A 17,404-nucleotide genomic window follows, 5' to 3' on the forward strand; every position below is an offset into this window, starting at 1 on the left:
CGGCGGGCCGGGTTCCCGGGATGCGCGGCGGCGGGCGGGCTCACAGCCTGTCCGGCGTAACGGCGTAACGGCGTCGCGGCTGCGGGGGAGGGGTGTGCAGCGTCCATGGCTGTGATATGGGGATACGCCTAAAACGTGCTAAGATTTTGAGTTTGTATGGCGCCTTTTGCGCGCCGTCATCAACCTCGTAAACAATCGTGCCACGGCATAGTGCCCCCTTGCGCCCCGACTCGTCGGGAACCGCCTGGGAAGCAAATGTTTTTGGCACGGGCGTTTAGGCCTGGTCTGGCAAAATCCAGGCAGGTCAAGAGACACCCCGATCAACCGTTCCGCAAGGCTCATTCCGTAGGAAGATTTTCGGTCTGAGAACCAGCGCGACGCAAGGAGTAAATAGTGATTCAGCAGGAGTCGCGACTCAAGGTCGCCGACAACACGGGTGCTAAGGAAATCCTTACCATTCGCGTTCTCGGTGGATCTGGCCGTCGCTACGCAGGCATTGGCGACGTAATCGTCGCTACCGTCAAGGACGCAATTCCGGGCGGCAACGTAAAGAAGGGCGACGTCGTCAAGGCTGTCATCGTCCGTACCAAGAAGGAACGCCGCCGTGCGGATGGTTCCTACATCAAGTTTGACGAGAACGCAGCCGTCATCCTGAAGAACGACGGTGACCCCCGCGGTACCCGTATCTTCGGACCGGTTGGTCGTGAACTTCGCGACAAGAAGTTCATGAAGATCGTTTCTCTGGCTCCGGAGGTGCTCTAGTCCATGGCTAAGATCAAAAAGGGTGACCTCGTTCAGGTCATCACTGGCGCCAAGGCTGAGCGCGGCGGCGACAAGGGTAAGCAGGGCAAGGTTCTGCGCGTATACCCGGAGACCAACCGCGTGTTGGTTGAAGGCATTAACCGCGTGACCAAGCACACCAAGGTCGGTCAGTCGCAGCGCGGCACCAAGACCGGTGGCATCGAGGTCGTCGAGGCTTCGATCCACATCTCCAACGTGGCTCTGGTTGACCCGTCCACCAAGAAGCCCACCCGCGTCGGTTTCCGCACCGAGACCGTTGAGCGCGATGGCGTGAAGCGTGACGTGCGCGTCCGCGTGGCCAAGAGCTCAGGGAAGGACATCTAATGACTGAGACTCTCGAGACTCCGGCAAGCAAGATCGTTCCTCGTCTGAAGACCAAGTACGCCGATTCCATCAAGAACACGCTGACTGAGGAATTCAAGTACCAGAACGTCAACCAGGTTCCCCGCCTGGTGAAGGTCGTTGTGAACATGGGTGTTGGAGATGCCGCCAAGGACTCCAAGCTGATCGACGGCGCTGTCCGCGATCTGACCCTGATCACCGGCCAGAAGCCGCAGGTAACCAAGGCCCGCAAGTCGATCGCACAGTTCAAGCTGCGCGAAGGCATGCCGATCGGTGCACACGCAACTCTGCGTGGGGACCGCATGTGGGAATTCCTGGACCGTCTGGTCACGCTGGCCCTGCCGCGTATCCGCGACTTCCGTGGCCTCAGCGGCAAGCAGTTCGATGGCAACGGCAACTACACCTTCGGTCTGACCGAGCAGGTTATGTTCCACGAGATCGACCAGGATTCCATTGACCGCGTTCGCGGTATGGACATCACCGTCGTGACCACTGCCAAGACCGACGACGAAGGCCGCGCGCTGCTGAAGGCGCTTGGCTTCCCGTTCAAGACCGAAGACTAATCTAGCTACGTAAAAGGTCCGCCCGCGCTCCTTTCCGAATTCTGTTCGGGACAAAGAGTACGGCGGAAACCGTTATGAGGAAGGGCAAGAGCCCACATGACAATGACAGATCCCGTCGCAGACATGCTTACGCGTCTGCGCAACGCTAACTCGGCATACCACGATTCCGTGACCATGCCGTACAGCAAGCTCAAGGCACGCGTTGCCGACATCCTGAAGGCTGAAGGTTACATCGCCTCCTGGAAAGAAGAAGACGCTGAGGTTGGCAAGAAGCTGACCCTCGAGCTCAAGTTCGGTCCGAACCGCGAGCGTTCAATCGCTGGCGTTCGTCGTATTTCCAAGCCGGGACTGCGCGTTTACGCAAAGTCCACCAACCTGCCGCACGTGCTCGGTGGCCTGGGTGTCGCAATCCTGTCCACCTCTTCCGGCCTCTTGACTGACAAGCAGGCCGGCAAGAAGGGCGTGGGCGGCGAAGTCCTCGCTTACGTCTGGTAACGGGAAAGGAAGAGAATAATGTCACGTATTGGACGTCTCCCCATCACCGTTCCTGCCGGCGTTGAGGTCAAGGTTGACGGCTCTGTCGTCAGCGTCAAGGGTTCCAAAGGCGAGCTGAGCCACACTGTGGCCAGCCCGATCGAGGTTTCCCTGGAAGATGGCACCCTGACTGTCGCCCGCCCGAACGACGAGCGCGCCTCACGTTCGCTGCACGGCCTGACCCGCACCCTGATCGCCAACATGATCCAGGGTGTCACCGCAGGCTACGAGAAGAAGCTTGAGATTGTCGGTACCGGTTACCGCGTCCAGGCCAAGGGTTCTGACCTGGAGTTCGCTCTGGGCTACAGCCACCCGGTCAACGTCTCGGCACCGAACGGCATCACCTTTGCAGTTGAGACCCCGACCAAGCTCTCTGTTTCAGGTATCTCCAAGCAGCAGGTCGGCGAGGTTGCTGCCAACATTCGCAAGCTGCGGAAGCCGGACCCCTACAAGGGCAAGGGCATCCGTTACGCAGGCGAAGTCATCCGCCGCAAGGTCGGAAAGGCTGGTAAGTAACCATGGCGATCGCAATTAACAAGAAGCGTACGAACAAGAGCAAGTCTGCCCAGCGCAGCCGCCGCCAGCTTCGTATCCGCAAGCGCATCTCCGGTACGGCTGTACGCCCGCGTCTGGTCGTCAACCGCTCCGCACGTCACGTATTCGTCCAGGTTGTCGATGACACCAAGGGCCTGACCGTGGCAAGCGCCTCCACACTGGAAGCCGACCTTCGTGCATTCGACGGTGACAAGACCGCCAAGGCCAAGCGCGTTGGCGAACTGGTCGCCGAGCGTGCCAAGGCTGCCGGTATCGAAGCAGTTGTCTTCGACCGCGGTGGTAACAAGTACCACGGCCGGATCGCCGCCGTCGCTGACGGCGCACGTGAAGGTGGGCTGGCACTGTGACCGAAAATAACGAAAAGGACATTCAGGTGACTGAAGCTGTAGCTGCTCCGGCAACTGAGACCGCTGCGCCTGCTACCACTGACGACCGCCGTGGTGGCGCTCGTCGTGGCGAGCGTGGCGACCGCGGCCAGGGCCGTGGCGACCGTGGCGGCCGTGGTGGCCGTGACGGCGGCCGCGAGGCCGAGAAGAGCCAGTTCGTAGAGCGCGTCGTAACCATCAACCGCGTTTCCAAGGTCGTCAAGGGTGGTCGTCGCTTCAGCTTCACCGCCCTCGTCGTCGTCGGTGACGGCAACGGCATGGTCGGCGTCGGCTACGGCAAGGCAAAGGAAGTTCCTGCCGCTATCGCGAAGGGCGTTGAAGAGGCCAAGAAGTCCTTCTTCCGCGTTCCCCGCATCGGCAGCACCATCCCGCACCGCGTTCAGGGTGAGGCCGCCGCAGGCGTCGTCATGCTGCGCCCGGCTTCCGCCGGTACCGGTGTTATCGCCGGTGGCCCGGTCCGTGCAGTACTGGAGTGCGTGGGCATCCACGACATCCTCTCCAAGTCGCTCGGTTCTTCCAACGCCATCAACATCGTTCACGCGACCGTTGACGCGCTGAAGCGCCTCGAAGAGCCGGCAGCAGTGGCAGCACGCCGCGGCCTCCCGCTCGACGAGATCGCCCCGCCGGCAATGGTCAAGGCTCTCCTGAACCAGAAGGCAGGTGTCTGAGTCATGGCTAAGAACGTGCTTGTCTCCGACGCAAAGTTGGAGATCACTCAGATCAAGTCCGCCATTGGCGGCAAGCAGAACCAGCGCGACACCCTGCGGTCCCTCGGCCTGAAGCGGATCGGACACACCGTTGTCCGCACCGCCGACGCCGTGACCGTCGGGATGCTCAACACGGTTCCGCACCTGGTAAAGGTAGAGGAGGCGAAGTAAATGGCAGAGAAGAACACCGCCGAAAAGGCACAGGGCGCCGCTGAGAAGCAGAACGCACTGAAGGTTCACCACCTGCGTCCCGCCCCGGGTGCCAAGACCGCCAAGACCCGTGTTGGTCGTGGTGAAGGTTCCAAGGGTAAGACCGCTGGTCGCGGTACCAAGGGTACGAAGGCCCGCTACCAGATCAAGGCTGGCTTTGCCGGCGGCCAGCTGCCGCTGCACATGCGCCTGCCGAAGCTGCGCGGCTTCAAGAACCCGTTCCGGGTTGAGTACCAGGTTGTAAACCTGGACAAGCTCAACGAGCTGTTCCCGGAAGGTGGCGCTGTCACCGTGGAGAACTTGGTCGAAAAGGGTGCCGTTCGCAAGAACCAGCCCGTCAAGGTGCTGGGCACCGGCGACATCACCGTCAAGGTTGACGTCACCGTCCACGCATTCTCGGCCAGCGCTGCTGACAAGATTGCTGCAGCAGGCGGAAGCACCACCGCCCTCTAACGAGGCGGCGGGGCAGTTGCCCGTTGTTGAAACTCCCGGTACCAGGGGCTCAGGCCCCCGGTGCCGGGAGTTTTTTTCATTTTCAGGGCCCCGCCGATTGTTCGCGGGGCGCATCCACCCGTTAGACTCGGTTGTTGGGTTTATTTGACCTGTCTCACACGACTTTACTTATTACTCAGGAGGACGCTTGCTTAGCGCATTTGGCCGGGCCTTTCGCACGCCTGATCTGCGACGCAAGTTGTTGTTCACGCTGGGAATCATCACAATCTTCCGCTTGGGTGCCTTCATCCCCTCGCCTGGTGTGAGCTACCAGAATGTCCAGCAATGCTTGCAGAACGGTCAGACCTCGGGCGGGATCTACCAGCTCGTCAACCTGTTCAGCGGCGGTGCATTGCTGCAGGTGTCCATCTTTGCCCTCGGCATCATGCCGTACATCACCGCCAGCATCATCGTCCAGCTGCTCCGGGTGGTCATTCCCCGCTTCCAGCAACTGTACGAGGAGGGCGCGTCAGGGCAGTCGAAACTGACCCAGTACACCCGCTACCTCACGATCGCACTCGGCCTGCTCAATGCCACGACACTGGTGTCGCTGGCACGCTCCGGCCAGCTGCTGCCTAACTGCCAGCTGCCCATCATCCCGGACAGCTCGATCGTCACCACGGTCCTGATCATCATCACGCTCACGGCCGGCACCGGCCTGATCATGTGGATGGGCGAGCTCGTGACGGAAAAGGGCGTCGGCAACGGCATGTCCCTGCTGATCTTCACGTCCATCGCCGCAGGCTTCCCCGGCTCGCTGGGTGCGATCTGGAAGGCCCAGGGTCCCGGAACCTTCTTCCTGGTCCTGATCATCGGCCTGCTCACCGTGGCGCTCGTGGTCTTCGTGGAGCAGTCCCAGCGCCGGATCCCGGTGCAGTACGCCAAGCGGATGATCGGCCGCCGCACGGTCGGCGGAACCAGCACCTACATCCCCATCAAGGTGAACATGGCCGGCGTCGTGCCCGTCATCTTCGCCTCGTCCATGCTCTACCTGCCGGGGCTGATCTCACAGTTCAACCAGCCTAAGGCCGGCGAGCCGGTACAGCCCTGGGTTGAGTGGATCAACAACAACCTCACCAAGGGCGATCACCCGATCTATATGGCACTGTATTTCGCCATGATTGTGTTTTTCACCTACTTCTATGTTGCGATTACTTTCAACCCCGAAGAGGTCTCGGACAACATGAAGAAGTACGGCGGCTTCATTCCGGGCATCCGCGCCGGCAAGCCGACCGCGGACTATCTTCAGTACGTCCTATCCCGGATCACCCTGCCCGGCGCCTTCTACCTCGGCTTCGTGGCATTGATCCCGCTGGTTGCACTGGTCCTGATCAACGCGAACCAGAACTTCCCGTTCGGCGGCACCTCGATCCTGATCATGGTGGGCGTCGGTCTGGAGACCGTGAAGCAGATTGATGCGCAACTACAGCAACGTCACTACGAAGGGCTTTTGCGATGACGAGAATGTTGATTATCGGACCTCCCGGGTCCGGCAAGGGAACGCAGGCGGAACGCATTTCAGAACGCCTCGGCGTCGTTGCGATCTCCACCGGAGACATCTTCCGCGCCAACGTCAAGGGTGAGACTCCGCTCGGCGTCGAAGCCAAGAAGTACATGGACGCCGGCGACTTCGTCCCGGACAGCGTCACCAACAAGATGGTGCGCGACCGCCTCAATGAGGACGACGTCGAGGCAGGCTTCCTGCTCGACGGGTACCCGCGCACCACCGCGCAGGTGGACTACCTCGAAGACATCCTCGCCGGCGCTGACCAGAAGCTCGACGTCGTGCTCCAGCTCACCGCTGACGACGAGGAGCTGGTTACCCGCCTCCTGGGCCGTGCCAAGGAAACTGGCCGCAGCGACGACAACGAAGGCGTTATCCGTCACCGGCTGGACCTGTACCACGAGCAGACCGAACCTGTGGTGGCCAAGTATGCCGAACGCGGCATCCTGACCCAGGTGGACGGCATCGGTGCCATCGACGAAGTCACCGAGCGCGTCATGGAAGCGATCAAGTCGGCCCAGGCCGCCTGATCCTCACCCACTGATCCACGCATGCTCATTGCAGCTGACAGAACAGAGACGCAGTGCAGAAGGGCGCGTTCCGTACCATCGGGTACGGGACGCGCCCTTCGGCGTTGGGTGGTCCCGCAGCGGGCCCGTTCCGAACCGTTGAACCGGTACGGGAGAATAGAGCTTGAAGACTTGGGTTGATGACCCATGGTGGAGGCCCGGGATCCAGCCCGCCCGGACCGCGAGAGAAGATTTTGAGGTAGCGATGGCATTCGGCCAGGCACGCATTGAATACAAGACCAACGCCCAGATGCGCACGATGCACGAGGCCGGACTGGTCCTGAGCCGGGCACTGGATGCAGCGGTGGCCGCCGCGGCCCCCGGCGTCACCACGGCCCGGCTGGACGAAGTCTTCGCCGCCGTGCTCCAGGACGCCGGCGCCAAGTCCAACTTCCTCGGCTACCACGGGTTCCCGGCCACGATCTGCACCTCGGTGAACGAAGAGGTGGTGCACGGCATCCCCGGCAGCCGGGTCCTGGCGGACGGCGACATCATCTCGATCGACGGCGGCGCGATCGTGGACGGATGGCACTCCGATTCGGCGCGGACTGTGGTTGTCGGCACCGCCGATCCCGAAGACGTTCGCCTCTCCGAGGTCACCGAGGAGGCCATGTGGCGTGGCATCGCAGCCCTGGCCACCGGGAAATTCGTGGGCGATATCGGCAACGCCGTGGACGACTACGTCTCCTCCGTGCCGGGCAAACCGCTGGGCATCCTTGAGGACTATGTAGGGCACGGAATCGGCTCCGAGATGCACATGGCTCCGGACGTGCTGAACTACCGCACCGGCCACCGCGGGCCGAAGATCCGCCCGGGGCTGTGCCTCGCAATCGAGCCCATGCTGGTCCGGGGCAGCATCGAGACCGCAATCCTGGACGACGACTGGACCGTCGTCACCACGGATGGCAAGCGCTCCTGCCAGTGGGAGCACTCGGTCGCTGTGCACGAGAAGGGGATCTGGGTCCTCTCGGCACCTGACGGGGGAGCGGCGAAACTGGCGCCGCTCGGTGTGGTGCCCGTCCCGATTCCCTAGGCCCGAACTACAAGGCGACTCGCGGGTTTTCTGGCGACGCGCAAAATCCCTGGCGACACCGGAATACGGTAGCGCCAGGGATTTTGCGTGTCGCAGCTCAGCCGGGGCGCACAATGGAGCCATGGGAGCAACAGGAGCCATCACAGACGTGGCCGGGATCCGGATAGGCCAGGTCCAGAAGTCCGGCGACGGCTGGCTGAGCGGAGTGACTGTGGTCCTCCCGCCGCCGGGCACCGTCGGCTCGGTCGACGTCCGGGGCGGCGGGCCCGCGACGCATGAGACGGACTCACTGGATCCCACCACGCTGTCCCAGACCGTGGACGCCGTGGTCCTGACCGGGGGCAGCGCCTTTGGCCTCGCAGCCGCGGGCGGCGCCATGCGCTGGTGCGAGGAGAACGGCCGAGGCTTCCCGGTCCCCGGCGGGCTTGTTCCGATCGTGCCGGCGGCCGCGATCTTCGACCTGGGGCGCGGCGGCGATTTCTCCGCGCGCCCCGGAGAGGCGATGGGCTACGCGGCGACGGCCGCCGCCGCCGGGCAGCCGGAAGGGCACGACGTCGAGCGCGGCAACGTCGGCGCCGGCACAGGAGCGGCAATCGGCAGGGGACAGTACAAAGGGGGAGTGGGCACAGCCTCCCTCACCCTAGAAAACATCTCCCCAGACGGCCCGGTGGTCGTGGGGGCCATAGCAGTGGTAAACGCGCTGGGACTGCCGTTCGCCACATCGCCGCAGAGGGTTTCGCCTGCTGCGGCGAAAGCCGCGCAGGTCCCCGAGCCGGCGCCGTCGCAAATGCCGCCGCTCAACACCACCCTCGTCGTCGTCGCCACGGATGCCGTCCTGGACAAGGCGGACTGCAAACGCACCGCCTCCGCGGCCCATGCCGGACTGGCCCGGGCTTTGAATCCAAGCCACACTCTCGCCGACGGCGATACCGTGTTCGCCCTGGCGACGGGCGCCATCGCGCTTGACCGCAGCACCCCGGCGGCCCGGCAGATCAGCCTCATTACCATGCAGAGCGCGGCCGCCGACGTCGTCCGGCTGGCCATCCTCGACGCGATCTCGCGGGCAGAGGCAGTGACGACGGCGGCCGGGACGCTAGGTGCGTACGGACGCTGAGTGCGCTACGATGGGCGGATTTAACTTCGGATTTAACAATCGGGCCGCGATGGCGTAGTGTTGTCTGTTGGTTGTCTGCCCCGTTGTGCCCTTTTGGGGTCGGGTGGCACCAGCCAATCAATCAAAAACGTCCGCGGTCATGACCGGTGCAAACCGGGAGGCTGCGGCAACAACAGTTAGCGGAGGGTATGGCCAAGAAGGACGGGGTCATTGAGATCGAGGGCGTTGTGACCGAGGCGCTGCCCAACGCGATGTTTCGCGTTGAGCTCACCAACAAGCACATCGTTCTGGCACACATCTCTGGAAAGATGCGCCAGCACTACATCAGGATCCTCCCCGAGGACCGCGTAGTGGTGGAGCTGAGCCCTTACGACCTGACACGTGGTCGTATCGTCTACCGCTACAAGTAAACACTGGGCGGCCAGGGCGACAGCCGAGGGCCGGTCCAGCTGACCAACTGCAACACGCAAAGGAACGCCATGAAGGTCAAGCCGAGCGTCAAGCAGATCTGCGAAAAGTGCAAAGTGATCCGCCGTAATGGCCGGGTCATGGTGATCTGCGAGAACCCGCGCCACAAGCAGCGCCAGGGCTAATTTCCTTCACAGGAAATCCTGGGTTGCTAACCCACGCAAGTAAATAAAGGCAGCACAAGCTGAACTGGGACGTATTGAGCCCGGACAGCTAACCCCCGGTCGGAGGCTGGGGCCGCACTGTAAGTGCGGGTGTACTGCCTACGACCTCCGGTTTATACAAGGAGTACTGCCAATATGGCTCGTCTCGCTGGCGTAGACATTCCCCGCGAAAAGCGGTTGGAAATTGCGCTTACTTACATCTACGGCGTGGGCAAGACCCGTGCACACGAAACCCTGGCTGCTACCGGCATCAGTGCAGACGTTCGGGTCAAGGACCTGACCGACGCACAGCTGGTTGAGCTGCGTGACTACATTGAAGGCAACTACAAGGTTGAGGGTGACCTTCGCCGCGAAGTGGCCGCTGATATCCGCCGCAAGGTTGAAATCGGCAGCTACGAAGGTATTCGCCACCGCAAGGGCCTGCCAGTGCGTGGACAGCGTACGAAGACGAACGCGCGTACCCGCAAGGGTCCGAAGCGCACCGTCGCAGGCAAGAAGAAGGCCCGCTAAACCCCAGTTGCCCCCTAGGATCGCTTACGCGATTTCTGGGAACCCGGCAAGTGTGGGCCAAGCGTAGGCTTTCCCCCAATAACTTTCTGTAGGAGAAAAAATGCCCCCGAAGACTCGTGGCGCGGTTCGCAAGCCGCGTAAGAAGGACAAGAAGAATATCGCGCTGGGCCAGGCGCACATCAAGAGCACCTTTAACAACACCATCGTGTCCATCACGGACCCGAACGGTGCTGTCATCTCCTGGGCTTCGTCCGGTGAGGTTGGCTTCAAGGGCTCGCGTAAGTCCACCCCGTTCGCTGCCCAGATGGCCGCCGAAGCCGCCGCAAAGCGTGCACAGGAGCACGGCATGCGCAAGGTTGACGTGTTCGTCAAGGGACCGGGTTCCGGACGCGAAACCGCCATCCGCTCGCTGCAGGCCGCTGGCCTCGAGGTTGGCTCCATCCAGGACGTCACCCCCAGCGCCCACAACGGCTGCCGTCCGCCGAAGCGCCGCCGCGTCTAAGGCTTTCCAGCGCCCAGGAGCTTGCCCGGACCCTCACCGGTCCGGGCAGGCCCGGCCGCGTTAAGTCTTCAGACCGATCTTTCCACCACCTGTGTTGCGTCATATAGCGGATGCTCGCCGAAAGGAAACCTAAGTGCTCATTGCACAGCGCCCCACCCTCTCCGAAGAGGTCGTCTCCGAAAACCGCTCACGGTTCATCATCGAACCGCTGGAGCCGGGCTTTGGTTACACCCTCGGAAACTCCCTCCGCCGTACCCTGCTCTCCTCCATCCCCGGTGCCTCTGTAACAAGCATCCGGATCGATGGCGTGCTGCACGAGTTCACCACGGTTCCGGGTGTCAAGGAAGATGTCACTGAGATCATCCTGAACATCAAGAACCTGTCGGTTTCCTCCGAGCACGACGAGCCGGTTGTTGCTTACCTGCGCAAGCAGGGACCGGGAGTCGTCACCGCCGCGGACATCGCTCCGCCGGCCGGCGTCGAATTCCACAACCCGGATCTGCACATTGCCACGCTGAACTCGAAGGGCAAGTTCGAACTCGAACTGACCATCGAGCGCGGTCGCGGCTACGTTTCGGCAGCTCAGAACAAGTCCGGCGACTCCGAGATCGGCCGCATCCCGGTCGACTCGATCTACTCGCCGGTCCTGAAGGTTACTTTCCGCGTGGAAGCTACCCGTGTTGAGCAGCGCACTGACTTCGACAAGCTCATTGTCGACGTCGAGACCAAGCAGGCAATCGCCCCGCGCGACGCCGTTGCTTCGGCAGGTACCACCCTGGTGGAACTGTTCGGTCTGGCCCGCGAGCTGAACACCGCAGCTGAAGGTATCGAGATCGGTCCGTCGCCGACGGACGCTGCCCTGGCAGCCGACATGGCACTGCCGATCGAGGATCTGGACCTGACGGTCCGTTCCTACAACTGCCTCAAGCGTGAGGGCATCCACACCGTGGGTGAACTCGTTGCCCGCTCCGAGGCTGACCTCATGGACATCCGCAACTTCGGCGCGAAGTCCATCGATGAGGTCAAGGCCAAGCTGGTCGAACTGGGCCTGTCCCTCAAGGACTCCCCTCCCGGTTTCGATCTCGCAGCACGTGCCGCAGCCATCGAAGAGGACGACGCCGCGTTCAGCGACGACGAGCTCTAACCAACAGATCTTGGCCGGCTGGCTGGATGCACCCTGGTGTGCGCAGCACAACGGCTTCCAATGAGGAGAAACTATAATGCCTACCCCCGCTAAGGGTCCGCGCCTCGGAGGCGGAGCGGCTCACGAGCGTCTTATGCTCGCGAACCTGTCCGCCGCACTTTTCGAGCACAAGCGGATCACCACCACGGTGACCAAGGCCAAGCGCCTGAAGCCGTACGCCGAGCGCCTGGTGACTTTCGCCAAGCGTGGCGACCTCGCGTCCCGCCGTCGTGTACTCGGCCTGATCAGCAACAAGGGCGTCGTCCACGAGCTGTTCACCGACATTGCACAGGCAGTGGAAAACCGCGATGGCGGCTACACCCGCATCACCAAGATCGGCAACCGCAAGGGCGACAACGCTCCCATGGCTGTCATCGAACTGGTTCTCGAGCCGGTTTCCGCAAAGCAGGCCGTGGTAGCTGAGGCTACCTCTGCTGCCAAGCGCGACGCCGACAAGAAGGACGCCGAAAAGGCCGAAGCAGCTCCGGTTGCCGAGACCGAAGAGGCTGCTGAGACCGAAGAGGCTCCGGTCGCTGAGACCGAAGCCGCTACCGAAGAGGCTCCGGCCGCTGAAGAAGCAGCCGCTGAGTCCGAGAAGGACGCGAAGTAATTCGCTAAATCTTTCTTATAGACTTAAGTCTATGAACGAGCTCAAACCCGCTGCCCCCGTCTTGGGGGGTGGCGGGTTTTTGCGTATCCGGCTGGATGTGGCGTACGACGGCGGCCCGTTCAGCGGGTGGGCCGTGCAGCCGGGACTGCGCACCGTCCAGGGCGTCCTGGAGGAGGCCCTCGCGCTGCTGATCCGCCGCCCCGTCCGGGTTACGGTTGCCGGGCGCACCGACGCCGGGGTGCACGCCCGCGGCCAGGTGGTCCACCTGGACCTCAGCGAGGCGGAGTGGCTGGGCCTGAACCGGGGCGCCGAACTGGATCCCGCCGTCGCCCTTCTCCGCCGCATCCGCGGTGCCTTGAGCCGTGGCCTGGGCGACCTCAGCGGCGCCATCGAGGTGCACCGTGTGAGCGTGGCACCCGTTGGCTTCGACGCCCGGTTCTCAGCCCTCTGGCGCCGCTATTCCTACCGGATCGCGGACGGCCCCGCGCTGTGGGACCCGCTGGGACGCGCCTCGACCCTGTGGCACAAGGTTCCGCTGGACGTCGGTCTCCTCAACGAGGGCGCCGCGCCGCTGCTGGGCCTGCAGGACTTCCGCTCGTACTGCAAGCCCCGCGAGGGGGCCACGACCATCCGCGAACTGCAGCGCTTCGAATTCGAGCGCGGTGCGGACGGCGTCATTGTCGTCACCGTTCAGGCTGACGCGTTCTGCCACAACATGGTCCGCTCCCTGGTGGGCTCGGCGTTGTACGTGGGGGAGGGCGAAGAGGCCCCGGAATGGCTCTACGAGCGGCTCCTCGCCCGGCAGCGCGACGCCCGCTCCGTGCTCGCAGCCCCGCACCCGCTGGTGCTCGAGGAAGTGGCCTACCCGACAGAGAGCGGCATGCTGGCCCGGGCCGAACTGACGCGGGCACTGCGGGCCTAAATTAGGCGGGAAGCTCGAGGGTGAACGTGCTGCCGTGGCCCGGACTGGTGCGGCACGAGATGGATCCGCCGTGCCCTTCCACGATGGCCTTGGTGATGGACAGCCCCAGGCCGGCGCCCGGAATGGATCCGTCCCGGACGGCCGGGCTGCGGAAGAAACGGGTGAAGACCCGCCCGGCGTCGGCGGCGGTCATGCCCATCCCGGTGTCCTCGACGTGAAGGCGCACCAGGCCGTCGCCGGAGCTGGCGGAGACCCGCACCGATCCGCCGTCGGGCGAGTACTTGATCGCGTTGGAAACGAGGTTGTCCAGGGCCTGGCTGATCCGGAGCGGGTCCACGTGGGCCCAGAGCGGACCCTGGACGTCCGTGGCGAGGCAGACGCGGGACGCCTGGGCGTGGGCCTGGGCCGAGCCGAGGCTCGCCTCCACGATGCCGGCGAGGTCGGTGCGGCGCGGATGCACATGGACCGCGGCGCTGGCGGACATGAGAAGGTCCGAGACCAGGGCCAGCAGCCGCTCCGCGTTGCGCTGCGCCACTTCGACGCGGCGGACCACCGGGCTGTCCAGGCCCTCGGTGTCGGCGAGCACCAGGTCCAGGTTGCCGATGATGGACGTCAACGGCGTGCGGAATTCGTGGGAGACGGTGGAGACGACCTCGTCCTTCGCTGCGAGGGCATCCACCAGGCCGGTCACCTCATTGAAGACCACCACGGCGCCGCGGAAGTCGCCGGCGTCGTTCTTCAGGGGCCGGGCCCCGGTCGAGACCACACGGCTGGCCGCCGCCTCACCGAAGCAGACAAGGTAGTCGGCAAAGGACTCGCCCGCCAGCGCCCGCCGGATGGGACGGCGCTCCGGCGGCAGGGGGGTGCTTCGGTCCTGCGCGGTCAGCAGGAGCCGGCCCTCTTCCTCCGGCAGTACTTCCCCCGCCGGTTCGGCCATCAGCGGGGGCGCCGCGGCCGCGGATTCCTCGAGTTCGGCCTGCCACGTGTTCGTCAGCAGCCGGCGGCCGCTGGCGTCCACTGCGACGATCCCGACGTCGACGGTGTCAAGAATGGTGTTCAGGAGCCGTTCGCGCTCCCGGCTGTCCGCTAGCAGGACCTCCAGTTCGGCTTCTTTGGATTTGATCCGCCGCTGCTCGTGCCGCAGGCGTGCCCGCGCGAAACGCATGGCCAGGGAGACCGCGAGCATCATCAGGGGCACCAGTAAGGCTTCGGCCGTGCGGACCGCAAGCGGTGCCGACCGGTCCCCCAGCAGCCAGGGCAGGGCGGCCAGGAGGGGCACCGAGAAACTCAGTGAAAGGCTCGCGGGGGCGGAGAGCCTGGACGCCGAAATCCACACCACGGGCAGGACGGAGAGCACACCGGGATCCGGCAGCCCGGCGGTGGTGCCGTCCCGGAGCAGCCCAATCGCGACCAGGTCCAGGACAGGGATGACGAGCGGCGCCAACGGCCCAAAACGCTGCCAGGGGACCAGGACGCAGGCCACAAGGAGGGCGGCCTGCAGGGCAAAGGCGTACCGGCACAGGATGCTGTCCGGAAGGCCGGGCCAGGCGGCCGGGGTAGCCATGACGATTCCGGCCAGCATCACGGCCAGCGGCGACTGGCACACGAGGACCCGCCCGCGCGGCCCCAGAGCCTTGCCGTGTCGATCCACACTGCGGATCAGCCGCTGTCTATGCAAAGACGCCGTGCCCCCTTCCCGTTGCTCCAGTTTTACACCTTGTGTCACGCAAATTTGACATAAATCGAAGTTTTGCCATTTCTGTTACCGGGCAGCCGCGAATTTGCCCCTTAGGGTGGGTATTCTGACATTGCCGGTGGGGGCCGGCGAGATCATTGCTGCCGCCGCATCCGCGAACGGCAGCGTAGCGTGACACATGAGGGGGGCCATGACCGACCTGGGAGTCGCCGTCGTTGTAGAAGACGACGAAGATGTTCGGAACCTTGTCGAAGCCGTATTGAGCCAGGCAGGGTTCGAAGTCCACTCGGCGGCCGGCGGACGTGAAGGGGTCGACGTCGTCAGGGCGCGGGAGGCAAGTGTGGTCACCCTGGATGTCGGGCTTCCCGACATCGACGGTTTCGAGGTGCTGCGCCGGATCCGGCAGTTCAGTGACGCGTACGTGGTCATGCTGACGGCGCGGACCGACGAACTGGACACTCTGACGGCGTTTCATACCGGGGCTGATGATTTCCTGGCGAAGCCATTCCGGCCCCGGGAGCTGCGCGCGCGTGTGGGTGCCATGATGCGCCGGCCGCGGCAGGACCTCGGCGCCGTGGACGGATCCGCGACGGATCCTGTGGCGGCCGCCGTCCCGGCAGTGTCCCAGAGTCCGGTGCTGCACCACAACGGCCTGGACCTGAACCCCGAGACCCGGTCCGTGAGTGTCGACGGCGTGGCGGTCAGCCTGACCCGCAGCGAGTTCGACCTCCTGCAGGCGCTCCTGAAGGGCGCCGGCGCCGTGCGGTCCAAGACCGAGCTGGTGCGCGTGGTCCGGGGCGATTACTACCGGGCGGACGCCTACATCAGCGAATCCGACGAACGCGCCGTCGAGGTGCATATTGGCAACCTCCGGAGGAAACTCGGCGAGGACCCCGTGCAGCCGCGTTGGCTGCAGACCGTGCGCGGCGTGGGCTACCGGCTGTCGCCGGCGCGGTAGCCCAGGGAGGGGCTTCCGGCGCCCGGCACCCGGGAAACCTGTAGGCGGCAGAGGTCCCGCCGGCCCTAGCTGTCCCACAGGACGTAGCTGAACTGGAGCTCGTCGACGGTTTCCCCGCCGCGCGCGGCAACGTCGTGCAGGAGCGACAGCGCGCGGCCAATGTCTCCGGCCCTGAGGGCGTTCTCCAGTTCGCCGGCGAGCTGGGCCAGGCGCAGGCCTCCGACCATGGCCGAGGACGTCTTCAGGCTCAGCACAGCGTCCATCGAGCCCGCGAGATCCCCGCGTTCGAGGGCCGAGGCCAGCGAGCGGTAGCGCTGGTCCCACATCCGGGTGTAGTCCCTGGCAAATCCCTTCGCCACGGCCGGATTTTCCAGCTGTGCACCCAGGTCCTGAAGCGCGGCAGGGTCCACGAGCGGGGCCGCCGGCGGCAGGTCCTCGGGGATGACCTCCGGGAAGGCCGCTGCCGCGCTGGATGCCGTGAGGGCAGGCGCCGGCAGTCCCGGAGAGGTGGTGGGAGCGAGGGCAATGCCCGCATCTCCGTCGTCGGGGCAAGCGCTTGGAAGGGACATGTGACCACGCTACTTGCTGATGCGGCCGATGCCTTGCAGCCCGGTCTATCCTGCGGAAACCCTGAGGCTTTCCCGAGGGAACCAATCACGGTCGCAGGCGCTTCGTCCCGGACCGTGTCGGCGGCTGCTACTGACCGCTGAACGTGTCGATGGCGTTGATGACGGCCGGGCCCAGGATGGCGATGAAAAGCACAGGGAAGATGAAGAACAGCAGGGGAAACAGGATGGTGACGGGCAGCTTCATGGCCTTCTCCTCGGCCCGTTGCCGGCGTTTGACCCGCATGACCTTCGCCTGCACCCGCAACACCCGGCTGATGGCAATGCCGTAAGTGTCGGCCTGGACCACAGCCTGGACGAAGCTGCGCAGCTCGGGCACGTTGGTCCGTTCCGCCAGTGCCACGTAGGACTCGCGCCGGCTGCGCCCTACCTGCATGTCCTGCAGGGTCCGGATCAGTTCCTCCGCCAGCGGGCCCTTGCCGTTCTCGCCGGCCCGGGCCATGGCGCCTTCGAAGCCCAGACCCGCTTCCACGGAGATCAGCATCTGGTCCAGCGTGTTGGCCAGTTCCAGCTGCATGGTCTTCTGGCGCTCCTGCCCTTTGCTGTACAGCAGGAGATCGGGGATGAAGTAGCCGAGCAGGAACACAAAGATTCCCACGAGCTTGAGGATCGGCGTCGGGCTGTTGGCGCTGATCCAGAAGCCCAGCAGTGCGCCCAACAGCCCAAGGAGCGGCTTGGCCGCGAGTACGCGGCCCAGCGGCAGCGACGCGGGGCGCCCGGCGAGGGCCAACAGCCGGTCCAGTTTGCGGACGTAGGCCGCCGGAGTCAGACGGTGGCCGGCCCGTTCCAGCAGGCTGCTGCGCTCCCGCCGGGTGAGTTCGGCAGGGTCCGTGCCGAGCGCGAGCATCTCCCGCATGGCGCGCTGTGACCTCCGGTCGACGGAGAGCAGCGACCACGCCAGATAGCCGAGCGGCAACGCCACCAGCAGCATGGCAAGAAGTACAGCAGGTGCCAT

The 17,404-nt window shown here is 64.4% G+C and carries 24 protein-coding genes; 21 read left to right on the forward strand and 3 right to left on the reverse strand.

Translation table 11 applies throughout. The features are described 5' to 3' along the window. Positions 1-393: 393 nt before the first annotated feature. The 20 genes from rplN (at position 394) to Y706_RS0100100 (ending at position 13,169) form a co-directional block, all read left to right on the forward strand. Positions 394-762, forward strand: a complete 369-nt coding sequence (gene rplN, locus Y706_RS0100005) for a 50S ribosomal protein L14 (RefSeq protein ID WP_003803789.1) — start codon at positions 394-396, stop codon at positions 760-762. A 3-nt stretch (positions 763-765) separates the two neighbouring features. After that, on the forward strand, positions 766-1,125 hold the full coding sequence (gene rplX, locus Y706_RS0100010) for a 50S ribosomal protein L24 (RefSeq protein ID WP_028275000.1): 360 nt from the start codon (positions 766-768) through the stop codon (positions 1,123-1,125). Further along, positions 1,125-1,706: a 50S ribosomal protein L5 gene (gene rplE, locus Y706_RS0100015; protein WP_018773672.1), complete on the forward strand. Its 582-nt coding sequence runs from the start codon at positions 1,125-1,127 to the stop codon at positions 1,704-1,706. The genes rplX and rplE overlap by 1 nt, the downstream gene beginning before the upstream one ends. Before the next feature lie 96 nt (positions 1,707-1,802). Next, positions 1,803-2,201 carry a 30S ribosomal protein S8 gene (rpsH, locus tag Y706_RS0100020; protein WP_018773673.1) on the forward strand — a complete coding sequence of 133 codons (399 nt, stop codon included), beginning with the start codon at positions 1,803-1,805 and terminating at the stop codon, positions 2,199-2,201. An 18-nt stretch (positions 2,202-2,219) separates the two neighbouring features. Then, positions 2,220-2,756, forward strand: a complete 537-nt coding sequence (rplF, locus tag Y706_RS0100025; protein ID WP_011692797.1) for a 50S ribosomal protein L6 — start codon at positions 2,220-2,222, stop codon at positions 2,754-2,756. A gap of 2 nt (positions 2,757-2,758) precedes the next feature. Next, positions 2,759-3,142: a 50S ribosomal protein L18 gene (gene rplR, locus Y706_RS0100030; protein WP_018773674.1), complete on the forward strand. Its 384-nt coding sequence runs from the start codon at positions 2,759-2,761 to the stop codon at positions 3,140-3,142. A gap of 26 nt (positions 3,143-3,168) precedes the next feature. Continuing rightward, positions 3,169-3,849, forward strand: coding sequence for a 30S ribosomal protein S5 (gene rpsE, locus Y706_RS0100035; RefSeq protein WP_173403037.1), 681 nt, complete (start codon positions 3,169-3,171; stop codon positions 3,847-3,849). A gap of 3 nt (positions 3,850-3,852) precedes the next feature. Further along, positions 3,853-4,059, forward strand: a complete 207-nt coding sequence (gene rpmD / locus Y706_RS0100040) for a 50S ribosomal protein L30 (protein WP_018773676.1) — start codon at positions 3,853-3,855, stop codon at positions 4,057-4,059. Further along, positions 4,060-4,551, forward strand: coding sequence for a 50S ribosomal protein L15 (gene rplO, locus Y706_RS0100045; protein ID WP_018773677.1), 492 nt, complete (start codon positions 4,060-4,062; stop codon positions 4,549-4,551). A 187-nt stretch (positions 4,552-4,738) separates the two neighbouring features. Next, entirely contained in the window at positions 4,739-6,049 is a 1,311-nt protein-coding gene (gene secY, locus Y706_RS0100050; protein WP_026266474.1) for a preprotein translocase subunit SecY, read from the forward strand. A 5-nt stretch (positions 6,050-6,054) separates the two neighbouring features. Continuing rightward, complete coding sequence (locus Y706_RS0100055; RefSeq protein WP_173403039.1) at positions 6,055-6,624, forward strand: adenylate kinase; 570 nt, start codon at positions 6,055-6,057, stop codon at positions 6,622-6,624. A gap of 244 nt (positions 6,625-6,868) precedes the next feature. Beyond that, entirely contained in the window at positions 6,869-7,696 is an 828-nt protein-coding gene (map, locus tag Y706_RS0100060) for a type I methionyl aminopeptidase (protein ID WP_028275002.1), read from the forward strand. 121 nt (positions 7,697-7,817) lie between these two features. Beyond that, entirely contained in the window at positions 7,818-8,810 is a 993-nt protein-coding gene (locus tag Y706_RS0100065) for a P1 family peptidase (RefSeq protein ID WP_028275003.1), read from the forward strand. A 188-nt stretch (positions 8,811-8,998) separates the two neighbouring features. Continuing rightward, complete coding sequence (gene infA / locus Y706_RS0100070; RefSeq protein WP_009358723.1) at positions 8,999-9,220, forward strand: translation initiation factor IF-1; 222 nt, start codon at positions 8,999-9,001, stop codon at positions 9,218-9,220. Between the two features lie 69 nt (positions 9,221-9,289). Continuing rightward, positions 9,290-9,403 carry a 50S ribosomal protein L36 gene (rpmJ, locus tag Y706_RS0100075; RefSeq protein WP_009358722.1) on the forward strand — a complete coding sequence of 38 codons (114 nt, stop codon included), beginning with the start codon at positions 9,290-9,292 and terminating at the stop codon, positions 9,401-9,403. 174 nt (positions 9,404-9,577) lie between these two features. Then, a complete protein-coding gene (gene rpsM, locus Y706_RS0100080; RefSeq protein ID WP_028275004.1) occupies positions 9,578-9,952 on the forward strand; it encodes a 30S ribosomal protein S13 in 375 nt (124 codons plus the stop codon). Between the two features lie 100 nt (positions 9,953-10,052). Continuing rightward, positions 10,053-10,454, forward strand: coding sequence for a 30S ribosomal protein S11 (gene rpsK / locus Y706_RS0100085; protein WP_018773682.1), 402 nt, complete (start codon positions 10,053-10,055; stop codon positions 10,452-10,454). A gap of 133 nt (positions 10,455-10,587) precedes the next feature. After that, positions 10,588-11,598 (forward strand): DNA-directed RNA polymerase subunit alpha, encoded by a 1,011-nt coding sequence (locus Y706_RS0100090; protein ID WP_018773683.1) that lies wholly within the window; start codon positions 10,588-10,590, stop codon positions 11,596-11,598. 76 nt (positions 11,599-11,674) lie between these two features. Continuing rightward, the gene (gene rplQ, locus Y706_RS0100095; RefSeq protein ID WP_028275005.1) at positions 11,675-12,247 is read left to right on the forward strand and encodes a 50S ribosomal protein L17; all 573 of its coding nucleotides are present in this window, start codon (positions 11,675-11,677) and stop codon (positions 12,245-12,247) included. Between the two features lie 31 nt (positions 12,248-12,278). Then, a complete protein-coding gene (locus Y706_RS0100100) occupies positions 12,279-13,169 on the forward strand; it encodes a tRNA pseudouridine synthase A (RefSeq protein WP_173403038.1) in 891 nt (296 codons plus the stop codon). Position 13,170: 1 nt separating this feature from the next. On the opposite strand, the gene Y706_RS0100105 is transcribed toward Y706_RS0100100, so the two are convergent. Beyond that, complete coding sequence (locus tag Y706_RS0100105; RefSeq protein WP_253906651.1) at positions 13,171-14,733, reverse strand: sensor histidine kinase; 1,563 nt, start codon at positions 14,731-14,733, stop codon at positions 13,171-13,173. Between the two features lie 322 nt (positions 14,734-15,055). Here Y706_RS0100105 and Y706_RS0100110 point away from each other — a divergent pair, with 322 nt between their 5' ends. Further along, a complete protein-coding gene (locus Y706_RS0100110; RefSeq protein WP_028275008.1) occupies positions 15,056-15,823 on the forward strand; it encodes a response regulator transcription factor in 768 nt (255 codons plus the stop codon). Between the two features lie 65 nt (positions 15,824-15,888). On the opposite strand, the gene Y706_RS22695 is transcribed toward Y706_RS0100110, so the two are convergent. Both Y706_RS22695 and Y706_RS0100120 read right to left on the reverse strand, forming a co-directional pair. Further along, positions 15,889-16,392 (reverse strand): Hpt domain-containing protein, encoded by a 504-nt coding sequence (locus Y706_RS22695; RefSeq protein WP_253906652.1) that lies wholly within the window; start codon positions 16,390-16,392, stop codon positions 15,889-15,891. A gap of 127 nt (positions 16,393-16,519) precedes the next feature. Continuing rightward, complete coding sequence (locus Y706_RS0100120; RefSeq protein WP_028275009.1) at positions 16,520-17,404, reverse strand: type II secretion system F family protein; 885 nt, start codon at positions 17,402-17,404, stop codon at positions 16,520-16,522.

The organism is Arthrobacter sp. I3, from assembly GCF_000520575.1.
Classification (GTDB): Bacteria; Actinomycetota; Actinomycetes; order Actinomycetales; family Micrococcaceae; genus Arthrobacter; species Arthrobacter humicola_A.

Bases quoted from the DNA above. Each gene is read 5' to 3' on its own strand.
- rplX (WP_028275000.1), top strand. From the start codon at position 766: ATGGCTAAGATCAAAAAGGGTGACCTCGTTCAGGTCATCACTGGCGCC.
- rplE (WP_018773672.1), top strand. From the start codon at position 1,125: ATGACTGAGACTCTCGAGACTCCGGCAAGCAAGATCGTTCCTCGTCTG.
- rpsH (WP_018773673.1), top strand. From the start codon at position 1,803: ATGACAATGACAGATCCCGTCGCAGACATGCTTACGCGTCTGCGCAAC.
- rplF (WP_011692797.1), top strand. From the start codon at position 2,220: ATGTCACGTATTGGACGTCTCCCCATCACCGTTCCTGCCGGCGTTGAG.
- rplR (WP_018773674.1), top strand. From the start codon at position 2,759: ATGGCGATCGCAATTAACAAGAAGCGTACGAACAAGAGCAAGTCTGCC.
- rpmD (WP_018773676.1), top strand. From the start codon at position 3,853: ATGGCTAAGAACGTGCTTGTCTCCGACGCAAAGTTGGAGATCACTCAG.
- rplO (WP_018773677.1), top strand. From the start codon at position 4,060: ATGGCAGAGAAGAACACCGCCGAAAAGGCACAGGGCGCCGCTGAGAAG.
- Y706_RS0100055 (WP_173403039.1), top strand. From the start codon at position 6,055: ATGTTGATTATCGGACCTCCCGGGTCCGGCAAGGGAACGCAGGCGGAA.
- map (WP_028275002.1), top strand. From the start codon at position 6,869: ATGGCATTCGGCCAGGCACGCATTGAATACAAGACCAACGCCCAGATG.
- Y706_RS0100065 (WP_028275003.1), top strand. From the start codon at position 7,818: ATGGGAGCAACAGGAGCCATCACAGACGTGGCCGGGATCCGGATAGGC.
- infA (WP_009358723.1), top strand. From the start codon at position 8,999: ATGGCCAAGAAGGACGGGGTCATTGAGATCGAGGGCGTTGTGACCGAG.
- rpmJ (WP_009358722.1), top strand. From the start codon at position 9,290: ATGAAGGTCAAGCCGAGCGTCAAGCAGATCTGCGAAAAGTGCAAAGTG.
- rpsM (WP_028275004.1), top strand. From the start codon at position 9,578: ATGGCTCGTCTCGCTGGCGTAGACATTCCCCGCGAAAAGCGGTTGGAA.
- rpsK (WP_018773682.1), top strand. From the start codon at position 10,053: ATGCCCCCGAAGACTCGTGGCGCGGTTCGCAAGCCGCGTAAGAAGGAC.
- rplQ (WP_028275005.1), top strand. From the start codon at position 11,675: ATGCCTACCCCCGCTAAGGGTCCGCGCCTCGGAGGCGGAGCGGCTCAC.
- Y706_RS0100100 (WP_173403038.1), top strand. From the start codon at position 12,279: ATGAACGAGCTCAAACCCGCTGCCCCCGTCTTGGGGGGTGGCGGGTTT.
- Y706_RS0100105 (WP_253906651.1), bottom strand. From the start codon at position 14,733: ATGGCTACCCCGGCCGCCTGGCCCGGCCTTCCGGACAGCATCCTGTGC.
- Y706_RS0100110 (WP_028275008.1), top strand. From the start codon at position 15,056: ATGACCGACCTGGGAGTCGCCGTCGTTGTAGAAGACGACGAAGATGTT.
- Y706_RS22695 (WP_253906652.1), bottom strand. From the start codon at position 16,392: ATGTCCCTTCCAAGCGCTTGCCCCGACGACGGAGATGCGGGCATTGCC.
- Y706_RS0100120 (WP_028275009.1), bottom strand. From the start codon at position 17,404: ATGGCACCTGCTGTACTTCTTGCCATGCTGCTGGTGGCGTTGCCGCTC.